The organism is Romboutsia ilealis (genome assembly GCF_900015215.1).
GTDB lineage: Bacteria > Bacillota > Clostridia > Peptostreptococcales > Peptostreptococcaceae > Romboutsia > Romboutsia ilealis.
The window spans coordinates 1698786-1721506 of the sequence record NZ_LN555523.1 but is presented as its reverse complement, the minus strand read 5'-3'; the positions used below and the strand labels follow the sequence as shown (position 1 = coordinate 1721506).

General features: G+C 26.2%; 21 protein-coding genes and 1 riboswitch. Of the genes, 16 read left to right on the top strand and 5 right to left on the bottom strand.

Going from position 1 to position 22721, the window contains the following annotated elements; translation table 11 throughout:
• Window positions 1-10 precede the first annotated feature (10 nt).
• Together CRIB_RS08085 and CRIB_RS08080 are read left to right on the top strand one after the other, a co-directional pair.
• Entirely contained in the window at window positions 11-436 is a 426-nt protein-coding gene (locus tag CRIB_RS08085; protein WP_180701881.1) for a DMT family transporter, read from the top strand.
• Window positions 437-474: 38 nt separating this feature from the next.
• Entirely contained in the window at window positions 475-1125 is a 651-nt protein-coding gene (locus CRIB_RS08080; protein ID WP_243633496.1) for a Dph6-related ATP pyrophosphatase, read from the top strand.
• A gap of 171 nt (window positions 1126-1296) precedes the next feature.
• Here CRIB_RS08080 and CRIB_RS08075 read toward each other — a convergent pair whose 3' ends face one another.
• Both CRIB_RS08075 and CRIB_RS08070 read right to left on the bottom strand, forming a co-directional pair.
• Window positions 1297-2712 (bottom strand): CehA/McbA family metallohydrolase, encoded by a 1416-nt coding sequence (locus tag CRIB_RS08075; RefSeq protein WP_180701880.1) that lies wholly within the window; start codon window positions 2710-2712, stop codon window positions 1297-1299.
• A gap of 30 nt (window positions 2713-2742) precedes the next feature.
• On the bottom strand, window positions 2743-3732 hold the full coding sequence (locus CRIB_RS08070) for a zinc dependent phospholipase C family protein (protein ID WP_180701879.1): 990 nt from the start codon (window positions 3730-3732) through the stop codon (window positions 2743-2745).
• Window positions 3733-3858: 126 nt separating this feature from the next.
• On the opposite strand from CRIB_RS08070, the gene CRIB_RS08065 reads away from it, so the two are divergent.
• Window positions 3859-4359, top strand: coding sequence for a hypothetical protein (locus CRIB_RS08065; RefSeq protein ID WP_180701878.1), 501 nt, complete (start codon window positions 3859-3861; stop codon window positions 4357-4359).
• A gap of 44 nt (window positions 4360-4403) precedes the next feature.
• Here CRIB_RS08065 and pdaA read toward each other — a convergent pair whose 3' ends face one another.
• Window positions 4404-5243: a delta-lactam-biosynthetic de-N-acetylase gene (pdaA, locus tag CRIB_RS08060; protein WP_180701877.1), complete on the bottom strand. Its 840-nt coding sequence runs from the start codon at window positions 5241-5243 to the stop codon at window positions 4404-4406.
• Between the two features lie 258 nt (window positions 5244-5501).
• Window positions 5502-6926, bottom strand: coding sequence for a Na+/H+ antiporter NhaC (nhaC, locus tag CRIB_RS08055; RefSeq protein ID WP_408638568.1), 1425 nt, complete (start codon window positions 6924-6926; stop codon window positions 5502-5504).
• Window positions 6927-7056: 130 nt separating this feature from the next.
• Window positions 7057-7229, bottom strand: a riboswitch (Lysine riboswitch).
• 187 nt (window positions 7230-7416) lie between these two features.
• Here nhaC and CRIB_RS08050 point away from each other — a divergent pair.
• Window positions 7417-8022, top strand: coding sequence for a ribonuclease H family protein (locus tag CRIB_RS08050; protein ID WP_334293967.1), 606 nt, complete (start codon window positions 7417-7419; stop codon window positions 8020-8022).
• 60 nt (window positions 8023-8082) lie between these two features.
• On the opposite strand, the gene CRIB_RS08045 is transcribed toward CRIB_RS08050, so the two are convergent.
• Window positions 8083-9849: a peroxiredoxin gene (locus CRIB_RS08045; protein WP_180701874.1), complete on the bottom strand. Its 1767-nt coding sequence runs from the start codon at window positions 9847-9849 to the stop codon at window positions 8083-8085.
• A 193-nt stretch (window positions 9850-10042) separates the two neighbouring features.
• Here CRIB_RS08045 and CRIB_RS08040 point away from each other — a divergent pair, with 193 nt between their 5' ends.
• From CRIB_RS08040 to CRIB_RS07985, 12 genes are all read left to right on the top strand, one after another.
• Window positions 10043-10330 carry a hypothetical protein gene (locus tag CRIB_RS08040; protein WP_180701873.1) on the top strand — a complete coding sequence of 96 codons (288 nt, stop codon included), beginning with the start codon at window positions 10043-10045 and terminating at the stop codon, window positions 10328-10330.
• A gap of 307 nt (window positions 10331-10637) precedes the next feature.
• Complete coding sequence (locus CRIB_RS08035) at window positions 10638-11396, top strand: protein phosphatase 2C domain-containing protein (protein WP_180701872.1); 759 nt, start codon at window positions 10638-10640, stop codon at window positions 11394-11396.
• 137 nt (window positions 11397-11533) lie between these two features.
• Window positions 11534-12925, top strand: a complete 1392-nt coding sequence (locus tag CRIB_RS08030) for an outer membrane protein assembly factor BamD (RefSeq protein ID WP_180701871.1) — start codon at window positions 11534-11536, stop codon at window positions 12923-12925.
• 50 nt (window positions 12926-12975) lie between these two features.
• Window positions 12976-14442 (top strand): VanW family protein, encoded by a 1467-nt coding sequence (locus CRIB_RS08025; protein WP_180701870.1) that lies wholly within the window; start codon window positions 12976-12978, stop codon window positions 14440-14442.
• Window positions 14443-14626: 184 nt separating this feature from the next.
• Window positions 14627-15979 carry a tetratricopeptide repeat protein gene (locus CRIB_RS08020; RefSeq protein ID WP_243633495.1) on the top strand — a complete coding sequence of 451 codons (1353 nt, stop codon included), beginning with the start codon at window positions 14627-14629 and terminating at the stop codon, window positions 15977-15979.
• A gap of 91 nt (window positions 15980-16070) precedes the next feature.
• Entirely contained in the window at window positions 16071-17051 is a 981-nt protein-coding gene (locus CRIB_RS08015) for a WG repeat-containing protein (RefSeq protein WP_180701869.1), read from the top strand.
• Window positions 17052-17126: 75 nt separating this feature from the next.
• On the top strand, window positions 17127-17489 hold the full coding sequence (locus CRIB_RS08010) for a CidA/LrgA family protein (RefSeq protein WP_180701868.1): 363 nt from the start codon (window positions 17127-17129) through the stop codon (window positions 17487-17489).
• A gap of 2 nt (window positions 17490-17491) precedes the next feature.
• Entirely contained in the window at window positions 17492-18181 is a 690-nt protein-coding gene (locus CRIB_RS08005; protein WP_180701867.1) for an LrgB family protein, read from the top strand.
• Between the two features lie 442 nt (window positions 18182-18623).
• Window positions 18624-19490, top strand: coding sequence for a YitT family protein (locus CRIB_RS08000; RefSeq protein ID WP_180701866.1), 867 nt, complete (start codon window positions 18624-18626; stop codon window positions 19488-19490).
• Window positions 19491-19818: 328 nt separating this feature from the next.
• Entirely contained in the window at window positions 19819-20616 is a 798-nt protein-coding gene (locus tag CRIB_RS07995) for an MORN repeat-containing protein (protein WP_180701865.1), read from the top strand.
• A gap of 166 nt (window positions 20617-20782) precedes the next feature.
• Window positions 20783-21256, top strand: coding sequence for an IS200/IS605 family transposase (tnpA, locus tag CRIB_RS07990; RefSeq protein ID WP_180701864.1), 474 nt, complete (start codon window positions 20783-20785; stop codon window positions 21254-21256).
• Window positions 21257-21739: 483 nt separating this feature from the next.
• On the top strand, window positions 21740-22711 hold the full coding sequence (locus tag CRIB_RS07985) for a CAP domain-containing protein (RefSeq protein ID WP_243633493.1): 972 nt from the start codon (window positions 21740-21742) through the stop codon (window positions 22709-22711).
• Window positions 22712-22721: the final 10 nt, after the last annotated feature.

Below are 22721 nucleotides of genomic sequence, written 5' to 3'. Positions count from 1 at the left end.
GAGGGAGAGAATGGAAAATATATTGGCGATGATATTTGCAACATTAGCTGGAGTGTCAACATCTTTAGAAGCTTTTATAAATGGGGAACTTGGAAAAAATACAACGGCATTAGTAGCAACATTTATAAGCTTAGTTGTAGGAACCATATTTTTCTTCATAAATATATGTTTAACTGGAAATTTAAAAACATTATTAAGCGTTAACAATATAAATCCTAAATTACTCTTAGGTGGAGTTTTAGGAGGGCTTGTAATTTATTTCACTGTAAAGTCTGTACCTAATTTAGGTGTATCAAAAACACTTACATTAATAGTAGTATCACAAATGATAGTAGGTTTTTTTATAGATTTACATATATATAAAGAAACTATGCATTTATATAATTATATAGGAGCTATCTTATTATTTGTAGGAACATTCTTTATATTAAATTAATCAATCAAATATAATAACGATATAGGAGGACAGAAAAATTGACTAAAGAAAAATTTATAATGTCATTTAGTGGAGGCAAAGATAGTATATTAGCATTGTACAGAATGATAAAAAAAGGTTATGAGCCAATTGCTCTTTTAACTACAGTAAAAAAGAATCAAGAAAAATCTTGGACACATGGCTTAGGTAAAGAATTTTTACATAGAATTAGTAAAAGTTTAGATATACCACTTTTGTTAGTTGAATGTGATGTCAACGAGTATGAAAGAAAATTTGAAGAAGCTTTGATTAAGGCTAAAGATATGGGAGCTACAATGTGCGTTTTTGGAGATATAGATATAGAGCTACATAAAAAATGGGATGTAGATAGATGCAAGAATGCTGGTATAAAAGCAGAGCTTCCTTTGTGGCAACAAAATAGGGAAGATTTAGTTTATGAATTTATAGATAGTGGATTTACAACTATAATAAATAAAGTAAACTTAAAATATATGGGTATAGAATTTCTAGGTAAAGAGCTTAATAGAGAAATTATAGATGATATAAAGTCAACAGGATCAGATGCTTGTGGAGAAAATGGAGAATATCATACTTTTGTCGTAGATGGACCTTTATTTAAAAATAGAATTGATTTTACAAATGAAGGCATAGTTAAAGATATAAACTATGCACATTTAAATATAAAATAAACTGATGAGCAAATTGCTCATCAGTTTATTTTTTACGCTTAAGGATATTATAATATTTTAAAAAATGTGGATAACTTCTGAATGTAAGTAATATCAATAAAGCGTTTTTGAGCGTAAAAAAGATTTTGAGCAACGGACGAAGTCGTTGGCGACATGAGCGAAGCGAATTTTTTACTCAATCCATATAGGAGCAGTAACTGATATTTTATCATTGTTTTGTATAACTTTTATATAATAAAATTTATTTTTATTTGATTTTAAAGTAAACTCTAATTTAGCTAAATTTGAATTAAAATTTTTACTTTTTATTATTTCGCCGTTATTAGATATAACTTGAATTTCATCTATTTTATCATTTTCATCAGAATCTATTGCACTTATATTGAAGTTTAGTTTTGATGTATTTTTTATTGTAGACCCCATAGGTAAATTGTTTATACTATAATCAATTTTTATATTTTTATCCTCAGTAGCATATACCCTCATATTTCTAAGAGAATCATATAAAGCATCCTTGTTTAAATCAGTTGCTAAAATTACAGTTCGAAACTCATTTGCAATACCAAAATCAACCCTATGATTATCTTGATTGCAAGTGGGGGCAAGATGCCAACCGTTATCTAATGCTAATTGATACATATCATGAGATCTTATATTTTTAGACATATCTTTATTATATCCATTTCCAACTTCCATAAGAGACATAACATAATCTCCATGAGCAGAGTATTTAAAATTATTAAATGTACCGAATTTTTTACATGGATGATTAAATTGACCAATTAAATCATCTTGTTCATATAATAAGTCATAAAATTTTTCTAGATTCATATTAGGCAGCTCAGAAGATACAAAACCATTAGAATTAAATACATTTATATGACCAATGGGATCTTTAACTTTAAATGGATACGTCATTTCAAATCCATTGAGGGCTATAAATTTATCTTTAACATTAAATAAATCTCTAGACTTTATTAAATCATTCCATTCTAAGCTAGGAGAGGCATCATTAATAGTACAATCTAAATGATTATCAAGTAAATTTGAATGTTCCGTGATAGCAAAAAAGTCTAAATTGGCTTTATCTCTAGCTAAATAATATGCGTCATTATAACTACCATGGCCATCACTTGCACTAGTATGAGAATGGATTAACCCTCTATAATGATTGTATATAGGTGTTCCAACTGTAAAATACCACTCAAATTTACTTTTATTTTTCAATATATCAGATACTTCAAGTTGTATTATTTGACTTCCTCTCTTAAACTTATTTTTTGGTAAATAATGTATATAACTATCGGTAATAGTACAATTTTTTGTAACATCTTTATAATTTACAAATAGTTTTACGGATGAAGTATCTATACCGCTTTCATCTTTATAATTTATTTTTATATCAGGTTTTGCTACTATAAATTGTTCACATTTATCAGGAGATAAATTACTAATAACAGGTCCTTCATCATCTGCATTAATATAGCTTACAGCAGTATCATTTGTTGATAGATTATTTAGATAGTAAAAGCTAAAATAAAATAATAAAATAAGGAATAAACTAATTATCAATTTTTTTGATTTCATTCTCATCAGTCCTTTTTATATATTACATGATTATAAGTTGATGTTATAGATTGTATTAAAGTTTTGATTAGTTATATATGATTTATTTTCTATTTTATTTATTATGTCCATCATTTTTTTATTATTTTGTATATATTGATAGAATATATTTACAATTTCTAGATATAAGTGTTCACTATCATAATAAATGTCTATTAAAGACTTATTATATTCTTCTTTAGAAAATGGGTCTATCCAAGTTGATTTTTTTTCATTTAATAAATCATTAACACAGTGAGTGTGATTAGAATAAGTTTTATTTTCTATATAACCAGTTTTACACAATAAATTTTTAATAAATAAATATAATTTAGAGTAAATACTACTAGAGTAAACAAGTTTAATTTGAGTTTTTTTAAATGTAGATAAGGACTTACATATGTCATTATAAGATATATTTTTATTAAATACATATTTTAGTAAAAAGTTATACATATCGCACAACATCAACATTTCATTATTGGATAAATTTATATTTATATCTTTTATAAAATCCGTAGGTATAGAATATTTTAATTTATAAAGTAGTAAAGAGTCTATATGAGTTTCTATACTTTTATGTAAAGAAGTATTAGATTTTAGTTTATACTGATTTTTTAAATTTAATTGTAAATAAAATATATAAGGGTGAACAGATCTATCTAATATATAATGAGATAAAAATCCACAGAAATATGATATAGAAATATCAGTAAAGTTATCTTGATTAAATATACATTTTATATAGGGATTATTTATAGAGTAATTTATCATTTCTTCAAAAAATAAATTTATATTTTTATTATGTATTAAGTTGCTAATATTAGCTAAATTTTTAGAGAATATATTAGGTACATTATTGCAATATTCAAAAAAATTTGGGCCACAACTGCCTATTAAAAATATATTAATATTTTTAGATAGTATATTTTTTAAATTATCGTTCTCTAATTTATCAAAGCAATCTTTTGCGAAAATGTAATGAGTTATACATCCAGGCATTTTGTTACCTCCATTATTAAAAATATCTTATATATAATGTGTATTTTTTTAATATCCATACATGAAATAATGGGGTATGTTAATATAATTTACCATGATATGAAAATTTATCTAAGTAGGTGTTATATGAGAGTAGAATTGATTGATATAGAGCAAACAAAAAATGAAGCTAAAAGGTATATATTAAACAAAATACCTTTAGTAAGCAAAGTGTTTCAATTTAATAGTGTTATAGGAGATATAAAATTAGAATATATCGAGTTTAAGGTATTGATATACGAAGTCATAAGTAAGAAAAAAAATAATAGAATATTTAAAAATGAATCTAAAAAAGAAACTATAACAATGCTAGTTAATACTTATAATGGACGTAGTGAATCTATAGATAAAATTCCTAACACTTTAAATAAATATATTTCTAAATCTTGTATAAGAGAAAGCAAGATAAATGAAGATGATCTAGTTAATGTTGTAAAGGAAGAAATAGTAAGTCGTTTAACTGATAGATTAAGCTATGATAGTATTGATAAAATAAGTATACAAATTAATATAGTAGATATTAAGAGTATATATAAACCTTACTGGGTTGCTAATTTTAGAGGGCGAAATATATTTATAGATTCTTAAAAAGGATGCCTCTATAATATGAGGTATCCTTTTTAAGATGAAATTTAATTTTTACCTTGATTTTTAGTTAAATAATCTAATGTTTTTAAAGAATATCCTTCTTCTTTCCAATGAGTTATCACTTCATCTAATATTTCAGTATTAGTTTTTGAATTTGGATGAAGTAACACTATTGCACCTGGATGAGTTCTTGTATATATTTTATCTTTTGCATATTCATGTGTTGGTTGTTTATCATTATACCAATCGACATAAGCAAAACTCCAAAATATAGAACTATATCCTAACTCTTGAGTATACTTTAATGACTGTTCACTAAATTTACCCATAGGAGGTCTAAAATATTTAGGCATATCTTTACCAATTAGTTCTTTGTATGCTTCTTCTACACCTGTGATTTCTGATTTGAATTTTTCAAAATCAGTAATTTGAGCCATAGATAGGTGATTTTTAGAATGATTACAAACTAAGTGACCTTCATTAACCATCCTTTTTACTAGTTCGGGATTATTTCTTATATAACTTTCAACTACAAAAAAATGAGCTTTAACATTATGTTTTTTTAATGTATCTAATATACTTGCGGTTGTACCGTTTTCATACCCTGCATCAAATGTAAGATATATTACCTTTTCATTTGGATCTCCAACATAATAAGAGTTATATTTATTGAAAAAAGAAGCTTCTTTTATAGGTTCTGGCTGTTTCCCATCATTTCTTGGATTAAAATACCAGTTATATTCATAAGTAGCTGATTGTGGATCTGAAATCCTAGTTTTAGATTTATTTAATAGATATAAATTTCCGCTAATTGCTACTGCGCATATAATTGCAAATAAGCCTATAAAAAGATAACGTTTAGAGCTAGACTTTTTGATTTTCATTAGAATCACCTCTTTATAAGTTTAAAATGTAAAATCTTTGAAGGTTATTGACTATAATTTATAGTACATCAAATTATTGATAAAGGAATAAAAAACGGTATAAGCAGTATAGATTTTTTCATAATTAAATAAATCTCCTTTCTATATCTTTTGTATTTAGTATTTAGAATATAGAAAAAAATATACACATGAATGGAGGTGTTATTAAATATTGTAAGTTGTATAAAAAAAGACATTGCTTATAAGCAATGTCTTTTTTTATACAACGATATTAGAAACTTCGTCAGTTTTAATTTTTTCTATAGTTATTCCAGTTGCACCGTATATTAATGAAATTATTGGGCAAAGTAAATTAAAAAATGCAAATGGTAAAAATGCGAAACATCCCACACCAAGAGTAGCAGACATATATGCACCACATGTATTCCATGGAATAAGTGAAGACGTAATAGTGGCACTATCTTCTAAAGCCCTAGATAGGTTTTTAGCAGCTAAACCTTGGTTTTTAAATGCATCTTTATACATACTACCTGGTATAACTATGGCTAAGTATTGGTCAGCTACAGCTAAATTAGTTCCTATAGCTGTAAATATTGTTGCAAATATAAGTCCAAAAGTTCCTTTTGCAAACTTTAATATAAACTTAGCTAAGGCCTCAAGCATACCGGTCTTTTCTAATATACCACCTGTAGCTAAAGCACAAATCATAAGAGATACTGTAGATAACATACTGTCAAGACCACCACGAGTTAAAAGTGCATCTACAAATTCCATTCCAGTAGAAGAAACGTATCCATCTTTTGCAACTATAAATACATCCGCTAATGAAGCCCCTTGGAACACAATAGCAACAAAAGCTCCTAATAAAACACCTATTGTAAGGCCAGGTATCGCTGGAATTTTTAATATAACTAAAGCGATAACTAATACAGGAACTAAAAGAAGTAATGGTGACAATGTATTATAATTGCTCATTAATGCGTCCTGTATTTGTATTATTTGGCTAGTATCTATGTTAGATCCTGCGTATTTAAATCCGATTACACCGTAGAGTACTAATGATATAATAAGTGCGGGTGTAGTAGTATATAACATATGTTTAATATGATCAAATAGGTTAGTTCCAGCCATAGCAGGAGCTAAATTTGTTGTATCCGATAAAGGAGACATTTTATCTCCGAAGTAAGCACCAGATATAATAGCACCAGCTATTATAGGTGATGGAATGTTTAAAGCACTACCGATACCTAAAAGAGCTATACCTATAGTTCCGGCAGTAGTCCAAGATGAACCAGTAGCAACCGATACTATAGCACAGATTATAGTTGTTGCAACTAAGAATATACTAGGTGATAAAATATTAAGACCATAATATATCATACTAGGAACAATACCTGATATAATCCAAGTACCTATTAAAATACCAACAATTAATAGAATAAGAATTGATGGCATTGTTGTATTTATTGTAGATAAGATACCTTCCTCTAATTCATTCCATGTAAAACCTAATTTAAATATAGCAACACATGCAGTGAATATTCCCCCTACTAAAAGTGGTATATGAGCAGAAATTTCATATTTCTTTAAAAATACTAATGATGTAACTAGTATTGTTATTAAAAAACCTAAACATAAAAGTGCATCAAATAAAGATGCTTGTTTTCTTTCTCTTTTCATTATAATCTCCTCCTATATATTTTTCGAATATAGCCGGTTGATGAGAAAATAGGGATTAAAAAAAGCCTAGGATAGACGTATCCTAGACTTAAGTATCAAAAAAATATTAAAAATATAGTTTTAATTTACTTAATCTAAAGATAGCCCTCCACAAATTAATGTGACAGTGTTATATATATTTTATATAACCCCAACATATAAGCTTAAAGCATCACTTATACATTTCGGCATGATTACCTTTCATTTTGTTTCATCGTGCTTAGCTCCACAAAATTACTGATTAATAATGCAACCTCTATCATTTAGGTATATTCGATATTTATTTATGAATTATTATAGCACAAATATTTATATATGGAAAGTATAAGTTTAATAAAACCCTAGACTATTTAGAATATATAAAATAAACTTTAAAAATTTATATTAATAATATAGAATTATTGTAGTGTATAAACTTTTTTATATATGTGATAAAGAAAGTAAATTAATAGGAGTGATTAATTTGAGTAAGAAGAAATTTTATGCTGTAAGAAAGGGGTATAAAGTAGGAGTATATAATACGTGGGATGAATGCAAAAAGCAGGTAAATGGATTTTCAGGTGCTGAGTATAAAAGTTTTCAAACATTAGATGAAGCATATGAATATATAGGAGCAAAAAAAGAAGTTGAAGTAGAACATGGTGATTTTGTTAAAGCGTATGTAGATGGAAGTTATGAACATGCAATAAGGGCATATGGATCAGGTGTGGTTATATTAAGAAATGATATATTAGAAAAAACATATAGTATAAAAGGGAATGATAAGTCTTTAGTAAGTATGAGAAATGTGGCTGGAGAAATAGAAGCATCAAAAATAGCAATGAAATATTGTATAGATAATAATATAAAACATTTAAAATTATACTTTGATTATGAAGGAATAGAAAAGTGGTGTATTGGTGCATGGAAAACTAATAAAGAAGGGACTATAGAATATAAGAAGTTTTATGATAGTATAAAGGATAAATTACATGTAGAGTTTATAAAAGTTAAAGCTCACTCAGGGGATAAATATAATGAAGAGGCAGACAAGCTTGCAAAAGTTGCTATAGGAATATAAAAAGTCTTGCGAATTAAGCAAGACTTTTTGTTTTGTAATATTATAAATTATTGAAGTTGATTAGAATTGACCAAATACTTGCTCTAATTCACCTTTTAATGCATCAGGGTCATAAATACTTTGATTCATAGATTTTGCTAAAATATTTGCTTGGTCATATGTTGATGTCCAAGAGAATATTCCGCCAAGACAGTTTCTAAGGACATATTGTCCTTTTAAGAAAATAGATAATGCATTATCATAGGACATTGCAAATTTACCATCTTTTACAAGATAAGGGACTTGAGCTTGTTTATCGAAAGCTATTTCATATCCATTTTTATTTATATAATCTTTTCTAAGGTCATCATAAGATTTAGTTATAGTAGCACCTAAACGACCATAAAAAGGTATTCCAAGTAATATTTTTTCTGATGGCATACCAGCTTCGATAAGATTATTTACCATACCATCAACGCTGTACCCAGATAATGAAAGATCTGATGGATAAAGATTAGCTTGATGTTTTCTAGCATTTTCTCCAGTTTCTCCAGCTGTAAAGTCATAACTCATAAGATTAAAGTAAGTGATAAGTGGAGCTATTTTATTTATCTCAGCACTAGTTCTTATATAAGCATTATCACCAGTACCAGCAACACTTAACCAAGCATCGTCTCCAAGTACGTCTCTTAATGCTGTAAGCAATAATGTGAAATTTTCTCTATCTTGAGGACTTGATTTTATACCAGCTGCACTACTTCCTGGATACTCCCAGTCTATGTCTATACCATCTAGAGCATATTGATTCATAAGTTGTTTAGCTTGCCTAGCAAAATTATATCTAGAGGTAGGAGTTGCAGCTGCATCAGAGAAGCCATCTGTTCCCCAGCCACCTATAGCTGCTATTACTTGTAATTCTGGTTTTTCTGATTTTAAACTTACCAATTGTCTTAAGAATCTAGGTGTAGGCACAAATAAAGTACCATCAGGGTTTATTTCAACAAAGGCATAAATTACAGCATCCAAAAGTTGAGCATCAACATTTTCAGGATTTCCTAATACATATTCCATAACTATAGGGTTAACATTAGGACAGTAGTCAATAGTTACAGGCTGAAATTTTGGATTGGTAATTTCAGGTCTAGAATTTTTAGAATTAGGTGCTTTGATTTTAGATTTACTTGAATCTTTTTTACAGTTTTTATCTGGAACAAAACAAAGATACCAATCCATACAAGAACAATCAGAATTAGCGTTGCTACATTTCTTAACTTTATTTTTTAATTCTTTATAAGTTTTTGGATATGGTAGTATAACTGGCATTCCAGGAAACCAATTTGCAGGTGTTACAACATTATCTCTATCGCTAGTCTGTAAAGCTTCTATTATTCTTAATATTTCAGGTATATTTCTACCTGTAGTTAAAGGATAATAAAGTATTGTTCTTAGTATTTGTTTATCATCTATAATAAACACAGACCTTACTGTAGAAGTATTACTCATTGGTTCTGATATCATTCCATAAAGTTTTGCTATAGACATGTCTCTATCTTCTATTATAGGAAAAGGAATTTCTATTCCTGTAAATTGGAATATATTATATATCCATGCAAGATGAGAGCTATTACTATCAACGCTAAGTCCTATAATTTCTGTATTTCTTTTTTTAAATTCACCATAATATTTAGCAAAACATAAAAATTCTGTTGTACACACTGGTGTAAAGTCACCAGGGTGAGAAAATAATACAACCCACTTACCTGTATAATCAGACAGTTTTATAGTTCCGCTAGTTGTATTAGCTTTAAAGTCCGGAGCTTTTGACCCTAAACTAGGAAGACTCGCCACATAAATCACCCCTCATATAAAATTTACCTATTTTTATACTATTAATAATAAAGAGGTATTGTTACTCAATATGATAATCATATTTTAAGATTTATTTTACAAAAATAACAATAATAATTGAAATATTTAACTAAATTTGATATATTTAATAATAGATTAATGTAAATAATTGTTAGTGTATGGGGTGAATAAATTGAAAAAAGTATGTAAAATACTTATTATGTCAGCTATTATATGTTTTTCTTTAACATTTACACTGATGATAATAAATGCGGTAATGGGAATATTTATAAGATTAAACTTTTATTTACTTTTATTTGGTATATTAACAACAGGATTTACAGTAGCATTAACCTTATTTGATAGTAAAAATATATTCTATTCTAAAAAGGTTAAAAAGCCTGTAAAGAGTAATACGGTAAGAAAAGCTAAAACTAAAAAAGTAGAACATCAGACTAAGGTTAGACGAAAAATATCTTAAGACACAGCTAAATATAATTATGCTGTGTCTTTTTTTACGCTTAAGGATATTATAATACTTAAAAAAATGTGGGTAAATTCTGAATGTAAGTAATATCAATAAATTGGTTTTGAGCGTAAAAAAGATTTTGAAATACTTCGCCCACGCAGTGGCTCAAGCAACGGACAAAGTCGTTGCGACATGAAATGTTTCGCTGACACGTCGCTCAAGCGAAGCGAATTTTTTAATAAAAATTTTATTTAATACGTTATAATTTATAAAATTTTATAATAAAAAATAACTAATAAAGGTAGAGAAGGGGGATACAATGAAATTTGATATATTTAAAAATAGTGTAATAGGATACAAAAATTTAATTAGAGGGTCTAAATCTCAAGACTACATTGATTATAAAGTAGAGGATAAATTTATTATATGCTCAGTTGCAGACGGACATAGCACAACATTTTTCAAACATAGTTTAGATGGTGCTAGATTTGCATGTAAAGCATCGATAGATGTTCTTAGTGAAAATTTTGATGTGGACATAGATAAATTAGAAGAAAAGCTAAAGAACTATGAAATTCAAAAACAAATAGATAGTAGATGGAGATTTTTAGTTAAAGAACACTATAAGAAAATTTATCCTAATGTATTTAAAATAGAATATATAAAGTATTCTACAACACTTTTATCAGTTTTAATAACAGATAAGTTTATATTATATTTAAAATTAGGGGATGGAGATATAGTACTTAAAAGCAAAGATGGATATAAGTGTGTAATAGATACTAGAAATAATTTAACAGTTGATTCTTTGGGGCGAGATAATGAGTATAAACATATGATGTATTCGGTAGAACAAAGAGAAGAAAAAGAAAACATTAGTATAGTTTTATTTACTGATGGTTATTCAAATGCGTTTAAAAATAAATTTGATTTATTTAATAGTATAGAATGTACTTTACAGAAATATAATAAAAATATTTTTTCCAGATTCATATTGCTTAATACGTATATTGATTATTTGAACAGTATAAGCAAAAATATAACACATGATGATATAAGTATTGTATTTATTGTATAAAATTTCATAAATAGACTTATAATATCAAAAAAAACAAACAACTACTTACTGAATATGGTTAATAATGAATATATATGCTATAATTTAATAAATGTTTAAACTAAATAAATTATTAAGCTTAAGAAAGGGAAAATTTTATGAATCTTAAGGAAAAATTTGACGAGTGTATAGATTTTATAGATTCTAAGAAAAAGAGTATAATAACAGTTTCGCTTTCAATATTGGGATGTATAGTTTTAATTATAATATTTTTAGTAAGTAGTGATGAGTTAAGTGTTTCAAAAGAGTCTAACATTTTGGCTAAAAATATAGAAGAAAGAAAATATTCAATTGCACTTGATAACTATGAAAGCTGGGAAAAAGAATTTTCACAATCTAAAATGAATAGACTTAATAAATCAGTTTCTAAAAAGATAAATAAGTTACTTCTAGATAGTGGAGATAAGTATATAGTAGGACAAATATCAAAAGAACAATATATAGGTCTTATAAATACTGTTAATGCATTGGAAAATATAAATGTAGATTTAAAAAAGATAATAGAACAGGCAAATAGAGTAGATGAAATGTATCAAGAAGAAAATGTAGAATATGATATAGCAATCTCATACATAAATACTGCTTCTATTATAAATGGTATGGCAAATAGTTTAGATACTTACAAAAATAATATAGAAGAAATAAATCAGTCAAGAAAGCTATATAAATCTGCATTAAAAGACCAGACTAATAAAAATTATTATGAAGCTATAACTTCTTATGATAAAGTTTTACAAGTTGATAAAAAATATTATGAATTAGCTAATAAGAATAAAAAAGAATGTATAGATCTTATGTATAATTACTACATAGATAAATCAAAGGAAGCTAATAAAAATGGAAATTATGAAGAAGCACTACAATATATAGATTATATTAAAGAATATTATATGGATGATGAGACTATATTAGAACTAGAAAAACAGTACCAAACTAATTTAGCTATGTATACACTAACTACTGATGATATACTAAATTTAATTGCTAAAAAAAGTGATAAGAAAAAAGCAAACTTATCTGTAAACTCATTTCAACAGATGGTTGATGATGAGAAATATTATTATACAGAAGTATATGAATATGACACTTTAATAGATGAAGTATTAATTGATGCGAAATCTAAAAAAATATATTCTTATAAAGATTCTAATAAGGATTATAAAACAAACTATAGTGATGGATATTTTAGAGTTATATCAGATGGAAGTATTCAATTTGCAATAAGCGAAGAAAAGGCACAGCTTATATTAGAGAAAAAATTAGCCGAAAAACAAAATAAATATAAAAAAATTATAAGTGTATCAAATGATAAAATAGAGAAATATATAGATAATGAAGTTGATTTAGAAGAAAAGTTAAAAAATGATGGAGATGTATACTATTATAAAGTTGTTAATAAAGGACTGTTTAAGAAAAAAGAAGTCTATATTATAAATATGTATACTGAAAAGTTATATTCAATAGATGATGACGGTATAAAAGATTATTAAGCGTGTTTTTAGCACGCTTTAATAATTGACGTTAGTTTAAGGAGCGTAAAATGAAAAATATCAATAAAAAAGTATGGATAGTATTAGGTATTATTTTAGCAATTTTATTTATATTTATAGGAACACTAGCTTTTATTATAAATGGAGATAAAATATGCAAAAACACTTATGTAAATGAAATTAATATAGGTGAATTAACAAAGGATGAAGCTAGTGAAAAATTAAAAAATATATATAATGTAGAGGATATTGAGTTTAAATATAATGATAAAAAGTTTATCATTTTACCTAAGGAAATTGATTTTTCTTATGATATAGATAAAACAGTAGAACAGGCATATAGTTTCAATAGAAAAGGGTCATTTATTGTTAATGCAAAAAAAACTATAGATAGTCTTAGAGGAGATAAAAATACTTTTAAATTATCTATTAGCTATAATGAAGATAAACTTAAGTCATATATAGAGAGTTTATCAAAAAATATAAATATTTCTATGAAGAATGCAAGCATAAGTATTGAAAACTCTAATATAAAAATACAAAACGAGGAAGAAGGTCAAACTTTAGAATTAGATAAAAGCTTAAATAATGCCATAACAGAGCTAGAGAAGGGAAATATATCGATAAATTTAGTTGTTGAAGAAATACAACCAGATGTAAAAGCAGAAAGTTTAGAACATATAGATACAATACTTGGAACATATTCTACTAAATTTGACTCATCTGTTGCAGGACGAAGCCATAATGTTGCATTAGCAGCAAAAAGCACTAGTGATGTACTATTACTGCCAGGGGAGAGATTTTCTTATAATGAATATACTGGAGCAAGAACTATAAGTAATGGATATAAAAATGCACCTGTAATAGTACAAGGTGTAGTACAAGAGGGTGTAGGTGGTGGAGTATGCCAAGTATCATCAACACTTTATAATGCAGTTTTATATGCTGGATTAGAAATAGAATCTATTAAAAATCATTCAATTCCTTCATCATATGTACCTAAAGGTAGGGATGCAACTGTTAGTTATGGCTCAATAGATTTTATATTTAAAAATAACTTGAAGTACCCTGTTTATATAAAGAATTCAGTTTATGGAAATACTTTAACTTGTACAATATATGGAAGTAAAGAAGAAAAGCAAAAAATAGAAATATTAACTAATACAGATAGTGTATCTGAAGCTCCAATTAAGAAGGTTGATGACCCAACATTACCTAAGGGAGAAGAGAAACAGTTAGAATCTGGTAGAAATGGATATACTGTGTCAACGTATAGAATATATAAAGATAATAATGGGAATGAACTTAAAAAAGAAAAGGTTTATGTATCATATTATCCTAAAAAACAAGGTGTAGTAGCAGTTGGAACAATGGATACTCCTGTAGTTGAAGAACCACAAACTCCTCCTGTAGCTGAAGTACCTTCTGATGAGATAGATTCTCCTAATGATACAACAGTTAACCAAGAACAACAAACAGAATCTGTAGTTGAAGAACAAGTAACTACTAATCCTTAAAACAACATGTAAAATAAAGAGATACAAAATGACCTTTATAATAATTGAGGTTATTTTGTTTTTATATAAAGAAAAATAGAAAAAAATGTAAGGTTTTGACTTGACATGGCAAATATGATATCTTAATTATATAGGAAAGGAGGCGATTATTATTTTAGGGAAAAGTATAATAAATGATATAAGAATGATGGATAAAAAGAGTTTAGATATATCTTTAATACAAGAAGATAAATCAGATTTAACATTTTTTAATATAGATGAAGAAGAAAGTAACGAAACATTAAAAGCATTAAAGCAAAGTTATGTTACTACTAATTATAAAGAAGAAACTATACTTAATTTACAAAATACATTAAATAGTTCTTTAAATGATACATCTAAGGAATTAAAAATACAATCCTACAAAAATTATAATGAAGCTTTAAATTTAGCAAGTAGAAATTATATTACTACAGCTACAGAAATTATAGAAAAAGCACTAGAACTTAACCCAAAGGATGTTGATATATTAAATTTAAGAGGATTATTGAAACTTTTAAAGTGTGACTTTTCAAAGTCATTTGAAAGTTTTTATACTGCTATGTGTTATGGTAATAATGAATTATCAAGAAAATATGTGGATATATTATCTTCAGATGAGTTTAAAGTATTCTTAGGAAGATATAATCACTCTATAAGATTTATAAATGAAGATTTAAATCAAGAATCTATACATATATTAAATAATATTATAGAGGAAGATCCTAATTTGATAGAACCTTATGTCATACTAACATTACTTTATGATAAAATTGGTAATTTAAAAAAGAAAGAGTATTATTTGAATATACTAGAACAAGTGGATAAAGATAATCCTTTACTTGAAAATAAAATCCATAATAAAGACGAAGAAACAGAGATTGTTGAGAAAAAAACTAAAAAGAAAATTAATATTATTCCGTATGCGATAGCGGGTATCTTAGCAATTGGTATGGTAGTTTATCATATAAGTAATAAAAATAAGATAGAACATCTAAATGCTCAATTAAATAAAAAGAATGAGAAAATAGAAAATATAGATCAACAGCTAAGTGAAGCTTCTGAAAAGTTAGAGGAAACAAATCAAGAATTAGATAAAACAAATCAGCAATTAGATGAAGCTAAGAAACAAGAAATGCTAGTTGCTAGTGAGGTAGATTTGTATCAAAAAGCGGTTGAATTAAAGGCTAGTAAAAATTATGCAGATGCTATAACGTACTTTAAGAAGGTAATTGAATATGGAAAAACTAAAAAGTATATTGCAGAATCAATATATCAAGTAGCATTTTTAAGTGAAAAAACTAAAAATTATGATCAAGCAATAAAATACTATAAAAAGTATATTAATACTTATACTAAAGATGATCAGTATTATGATGATGCATTCTATCAATTAGGAATGCTGTACTATGAAAATGGTGATCTAGAAAATGCTAAAAAGACATTTTATGGAATGAAGAGTGAAGTTCCAGATAGCATGTATAATAACTCAAAAGTAAAAGAAATTTTATCAAATTAAAATAACACTAAACAGTAGGAATACTGTATTCTACCAAATAATAAAATATTAATAAGATTAACATATTTTATTATTTGGTAGGAGGTAAACCATGCTGCAACAAAAAGAACTGTTTCTTCCTATACTTAGAGACGGTAAATATGGATTTATAAATAAAAATAGAGATATAGTTATAAAGCCTAAGTTTAAATATGTATCAGAGCGATTTAAAGATGGATATTGTGTTGTAACATATATAAAAAAAATACGAAAATCAGTAAAATGGATATTTGGATATATAGACAAAAGCGGATATACACAAATATTTTTACATTTAGATAGTGCATCAGAATTTAATGATGGTTTAGCTAGGATAAAAATAGATGGAAAATATGGATACATAGATAAATCACTAGATATAGTAATAAATCCTATATTTGAAAATGCATCTAGCTTTAGAGATGAGTTAGCTGGGGTTAGAATAAATAAAAAGTGGGGGTTTATTGATAGAAATGGAAATATAGCTATAAAGCCTAATTATACATATGTAAATTTATTTTCTGAGGAACGGTCATTAATTGAAATAAAAAATAAATATGGATATATAACTAAAAATGGTGAATTTGCTATACCGCCTAAATATGATGTAGGTACAGATTTTTCTCAAGGATTAGCTGCTGTTAGAGTAAATGATAAATGGGGCTATGTAGATAAAAATGGAAATACAGTTATAGATTTTATGTTTGATAGAGCAAAACCATTTTGTGAGGGTTTAGCTGCAATTTCTATTAATGGAAAGTGGGGGTATATAGATAAGACGGGATATATTGTTATAGATACTATATTTGATTATGCTTGCAATTTTAAAGAAGGATTAGCTAGATTTAATATAGGATCTAACTCCTTAACGAGAGGAATTAGTAATCCTAAAGGAGGAATGTGGGGATTTTTGAATCCATCTGGAAGAATACAAATAATACCTATATTTGATGCCATATCAGATTTTGAAGATGGGTATGCACAAGTAATTCAAGGTAATAATAGTAATTATATAGACAAACAAGGTAAACTTTTCTTAGACTTTAGAAATTAATATATTGTAAAAAATAGAGTTAAAGGGATCGATCCCTTTAACTTTAAAACCATGACGACTTTTAAGGAGACAAATATGAAAATACTAAATCAATTGGCAATAATATTAGGTTTATGGGCCTTAGGCGAATATATTAGCTCATTTATACAAAGTGTAGTTATTATTCCAGGTAGTATTATAGGAATGATATTATTATTTATATTACTTAAAGCTAAAGTTATAAAATTAGAAAATATAAATGAAGTAAGTAATTTCTTTTTAGATAATATGGCTATATTTTTTATACCATCAGGAGTTTCGTTAATTAAATCATTAGATCTTATATCAGATAATATATTTGTATTACTGATTACAATATTTATAAGTACTATTATAGTTATGTATATATCTGGTAAATTAGTTGAGATTATGATAAATAAAAAAACTAAGGAGAATTAATTATGTATAATATATTTGACACAGAAATTTTTGGGCTAATACTTACAATATTATTCTACAATATAGGAATATATATACAGAAAAAAACTAAGAAGCCTATATTCAATCCATTGCTTATAGCTATTTTATGTATTATATTATTTTTAAGTATAACGAAGATTCCTTATGAAAGTTATAAATTAGGAGCAGATAGAATAAACTTCTTTTTAGGTCCTGTAACAATTGTATTAGCAGTTCCTTTGTACAAGCAGTTTGATTTATTTAAGAAATACTTATTAGAAATATTAATTGGCATAAGTTGTGGAGTAGTAGCATCTTTTATATCAGTAAAATTAATAGGATATTTTACCAATGCTAATTTGGACATAATAAACTCATTAATACCAAAGTCAATAACTACACCTATGGGTATATCTTTGACAAAAACATTAAATGGAGTAGAAGCGATCACAGTAGTATCTATAATATTAACAGGAATACTAGGTGCAATTATGTCTTCTATAGTATTTAAAATAGGAAAAATAAATCATCCTGTTGCAAAAGGAATAGCATTAGGTACTTCAGCTCATGCATTAGGTACTACTAAAGCATTAGAAATGGGTGAAGTTGAAGGTGCAATGAGTGGGCTATCCATAGGGATTTCAGGAATAATTACAGTTATTTTAATACCAATAATAATAAAATTTTTATAATATTAAAATAGTATAAGTTAAATGGTTTTGATTATTATTAAAGGATGGAATTTAATTAAATAAATATATAATATATGATAAAATTATATAAATTAAAATTTAAAAATAAAAAATGTAAAAATATAAACTTAAAATGAAAAATATGAAATACAATTATGCATATATCTTATTATATATATTTAATTGTATTTTTTTATTTTTAAGAATACCTTACTATATCAGATATTATAAAGTATGTATATTTATAATTAAGTATACATAAAAAATATAAAATGCAAGAAAAAAATAGAACTTAATCATTTGTCGAAAGAATAGCTACAATATAGATAAAAATCTGATTAAAAATGTGCTAGACATATTAAAAAAAGGTAATATAATATAACATGTAATGAATAAATAAATAAGAGTGATAATATACTATTGAGCTTGAAGGGAGAAGACAATGAGTAAAGTTAATACCGCAGTAGAAGATAATATTTTTATAAGGTATCTTGTAATAATCGTAGGTATGATAATAGCATGTATAGGTATAAATGGATTTATAAGACCGGCACATTTATTAAGTGGAGGGGTTCCAGGTATATCTACAGCTATAAACTATTTAACTGGAATAAATATAGGTATATTAACATTTTTAATAAACATACCAATATTTATATTAGGATTTATATATTTAGAAAAATCATTTTGTGTATTTAGTTTAATCAATATGATATTATATTCCATATTATTAGGTTTAACTCAAAATATAGGTGACATAATACCAGTAAAAGATATATTACTTCAAAGTGTATTTGGGGGAATATTAGCTGGAATTGGATCAGGTCTTGTATTTAGAACTAAATCATCTCTAGGTGGAACAGATATAATAGCCGCAATATTAAAAATTAAGAAAAATATTCAAGTAAAGGACACAACTTTAGGCATAAATATATTAATTGTTTTAGTAAGTGGAATGTTATTTGGTATAGAATTAGCATTATATACTCTTATTGAAATGTTTTTAAGTGCTTCTTCTATGAACCTTGTAAAGGATGCTATGAATTCTCAAAAATCTGTTATGGTTATATCTAGAGAAAGTGAATCTATAGCAAAAGATATAATGACTATTGTTCATAGAGGGGTAACATTCTTAGAAGCAGAAGGTGCATATACAAAAGAGAAAAAAAGAATTATATACTGTATAGTATCATCAAATGAAATACCTAAAATAAAAGAAATAGCTTTAAATTACGATAAAAAATCATTTATATCAGTAAATGATGTTACAGAGGTTAAAGGAAGAGGTTTTAAAGAAAAATATTTATAATAAATGAATAAAATTTATTTTAATTAACATAATACTTAAAGAGAGGTGACTCTCTCAAAAAAACTCTAGAGTTATATAAATTTATCGGAGTATTTATACAAATGGTATAAATTAAATTACAATTAAAACTATTTAGTGTGTTTGATCGGATGCATTAATGAATTTAAGTGAATCGGACAATGTCTACTCTGAAAATAAAGTGTTTTTTACAAAAAACACTTTATTTTTTTACAAAAAAATAAATATTTATAGAAAAAAATACAATATATATAATATAATAAATTTAATAATGTGATAATCTATCAATAGTATAGGAGATATGATAACTATGAACTTATCTAAAGAGCATTTTGATATATATAATGAATATACATTAAATATAAATAAAATAAAGAGAGAAGTTAATGCAATAATTAAAAGGCAAAAACTTATGGCTAGAAGATGTAAGAAAGCATCGAATGAAGAGATGATGGAACTTGAAATTAATAAATATGAAGATGTAGAAAATGTAAATAAAAAGAAAATACCTAGCAAGATTTATGAATTTTCTAATGGAGATATATATACAGGAAAAATAATAGATGGCAAGATGGTAGGAATAGGAAAATATAATTTTATAGAAGGTATAGAGTATGTTGGAGAGTTTAACGATGATATGAAATGTGGATTGGGAATGTGTACATTTAAAAGTGGAAATGTTTATATAGGAAATTTTTCAGATGATACTATAAATGGAATGGGGCAGATGGTATATAGTAGTAAAGATGAATATATGGGACACTGGATAGATGGAAAAAAATATGGAGAAGGAATATATATATGGCGTGATAACAGCATGTATATAGGAGAATTTAAAAATAATAAAATGGATGGATATGGAGTATGTTATGATTGTCATGGAAATGTAATATATGAAGGTGAATGGAAAAATAACTTAGTTCATGGAAAAGGAATATATATATGGGAAGAAGGAAAAAGATACGAAGGTGAATTTTTACATGGTAAAAAGCACGGAGACGGAACTTTCTATTTAAATAATGAATTAGTATATGAAGGAACTTGGAAGTTTGACAAGCCTTGTATATTTGATAGAAGTTTAGATGAAATATTTTCAATAAAATTTTAGCTTTGTCTATATAATTAGGCAAAGCTATTTTTTGTATTAGGAATACCACAGGTTATACCTGTGGTTCTAAAAAGCTTTTAGCTATGAGTAGAAATAAAAAAACCTCCATAAAATTATAGTAGGTTTGCCGACCAAAACTATAAAATTTAAGGAGGTGTGTCCGATAATGGACAATAATAGTTTAGCACATAGCAAATGGAATTGTAAATATCATATAGTTTTTGCACCAAAGTATAGAAGGCAGATTATTTATGGAAAAATAAAGTCTGATATTGGTGTTATATTAAGAAAACTTTGTGATCATAAAGGTGTTGAGATAATTGAAACAAATGCATGTAAAGATCATATACACATGCTTGTAAGTATACCACCAAAACTTAGTGTATCTCAATTTATGGGTTATCTGAAAGGAAAAAGTTCACTGATGATATTTGATAGACATGCAAATTTAAAGTATAAATATGGAAATAGACAGTTTTGGTGTAAAGGGTATTATGTTGATACAGTTGGAAGAAATAAAAAGGCAATTGAAGAATATATAAAAAATCAAATACAAGAGGATATAATTCATGAACAAATGAGTTTAAAGGAATATATTGACCCGTTTACGGGTGAGCCAGTAAATAAAGCAAAAAAATAAGCACATTTAGGTGCAGTTAGTAATAGTATGCGGTTGGCAAACCGTTCAGTGTGCGAGTAGCACAGCCAGAAACAAAGCCTTATAGGCGTAGAGCAAACCACCCGTTTTACGGGTGGTTCTGATTATGATTAAAGATATTATAATACTTCAAAATATTAATGATTTATGCATGTAAGTAATATTAACGAACTAATTTTAAGGATAAAATATAATTATAAAATGATTTTCCTATGCAATAAATTAATCAAAGGATGAAGTTATTGGATATGTAAAATGTAGAACTAACATATGGATTAAATTGTTTCGTTGATACGTTAATCTGGAAAAGTAAACTTTTCATTAAAATAATATATCATTAATTTAAACAAATTATATACTAGTTTATATATTAAATGAATATAGAATAATTATATTAATGGGTATTAATTGTTTTATAAGTGTTTATTATACATAGATAGTAAATAATTATTGGAGGATGATATTTTGAAGAAGACTATCTTTATATTTGTAGCTATAGCATTAGCATATTCTTATTATTCTAAAAATAATACTTCACAAGAATTTGAGGCTATAAATACTAAAATCGTATCAAATGATACTAGAGTAAATAGTAATATAAATATTGATAATTTTAAAAATATAAAAATCGGTGATAATAAAGCTAAAGTAATATCTAATCTGGGAGAACCGTCGAGAATCGATTATAGTGAGTATAATTTTAAATGGTATGTATATAATGAAGATTTGAATAAATTTGCAATGGTAGGAATAGAGGATGAGAATGTAGTAGCTCTTTATAGTAATGGAATTGATAGTAATGAAATGGATATAAAATTGAACTCAAATAGAGATTCTGTAAGAGAAAAATATACTCCCTTAGAATATAAGAAAAAAGGTAATACTAGATATGTTATAAACTCTAATAATCAATATGATATATTAGATATTGAAAAAAATTATGTAACGGTTTTTTATGATATACATGAAGATAATAAGGTATGTGGTTATCAAATTATAAGTAAAAAAGCAGAATCAACACTAAACGGAATATACTCGCAAGGTAGTGGTGAATTACAAGAAAGCTTTGAAGCTCAAACTAAAGATCTTGTAAATACTGAACGTACAAAAAATAATTTAGATATACTATCTTATAGTGAAAAGGCTACAACTAGTTCAAGAAAGCATAGTGAAGATATGATGATAAAAAATTATTTTGACCATATTAATAAAGAAAATAAAAGTCCATTTAATAGGATGGAAGAAGAAGGCATAAATTACAAAAATGCAGGAGAAAATATTGCGGCAGGACAAAGTAGTGCGATATATGCACATCATGCATGGATGAATTCTTTAGGACATAGAAAAAATATTTTAGGGGACTATAAGTATATAGGAGTTGGTGTTATATTTGGAGGATACTATAATATATACTATACTCAAAATTTTTACACATAGACATGCATGA

Coding starts and splice junctions, on each gene's coding strand:
- tnpA (WP_180701864.1), top strand. CDS start 20,783: ATGGACAATAATAGTTTAGCACATAGCAAATGGAATTGTAAATATCAT.
- CRIB_RS08030 (WP_180701871.1), top strand. CDS start 11,534: ATGAATCTTAAGGAAAAATTTGACGAGTGTATAGATTTTATAGATTCT.
- CRIB_RS08025 (WP_180701870.1), top strand. CDS start 12,976: ATGAAAAATATCAATAAAAAAGTATGGATAGTATTAGGTATTATTTTA.
- CRIB_RS08070 (WP_180701879.1), bottom strand. CDS start 3,732: ATGCCTGGATGTATAACTCATTACATTTTCGCAAAAGATTGCTTTGAT.
- CRIB_RS08065 (WP_180701878.1), top strand. CDS start 3,859: ATGAGAGTAGAATTGATTGATATAGAGCAAACAAAAAATGAAGCTAAA.
- pdaA (WP_180701877.1), bottom strand. CDS start 5,243: ATGAAAATCAAAAAGTCTAGCTCTAAACGTTATCTTTTTATAGGCTTA.
- CRIB_RS08085 (WP_180701881.1), top strand. CDS start 11: ATGGAAAATATATTGGCGATGATATTTGCAACATTAGCTGGAGTGTCA.
- CRIB_RS07995 (WP_180701865.1), top strand. CDS start 19,819: ATGAACTTATCTAAAGAGCATTTTGATATATATAATGAATATACATTA.
- CRIB_RS08005 (WP_180701867.1), top strand. CDS start 17,492: ATGTATAATATATTTGACACAGAAATTTTTGGGCTAATACTTACAATA.
- CRIB_RS08010 (WP_180701868.1), top strand. CDS start 17,127: ATGAAAATACTAAATCAATTGGCAATAATATTAGGTTTATGGGCCTTA.
- CRIB_RS08035 (WP_180701872.1), top strand. CDS start 10,638: ATGAAATTTGATATATTTAAAAATAGTGTAATAGGATACAAAAATTTA.
- CRIB_RS08015 (WP_180701869.1), top strand. CDS start 16,071: ATGCTGCAACAAAAAGAACTGTTTCTTCCTATACTTAGAGACGGTAAA.
- CRIB_RS08075 (WP_180701880.1), bottom strand. CDS start 2,712: ATGAAATCAAAAAAATTGATAATTAGTTTATTCCTTATTTTATTATTT.
- CRIB_RS08000 (WP_180701866.1), top strand. CDS start 18,624: ATGAGTAAAGTTAATACCGCAGTAGAAGATAATATTTTTATAAGGTAT.
- CRIB_RS08020 (WP_243633495.1), top strand. CDS start 14,627: ATGATGGATAAAAAGAGTTTAGATATATCTTTAATACAAGAAGATAAA.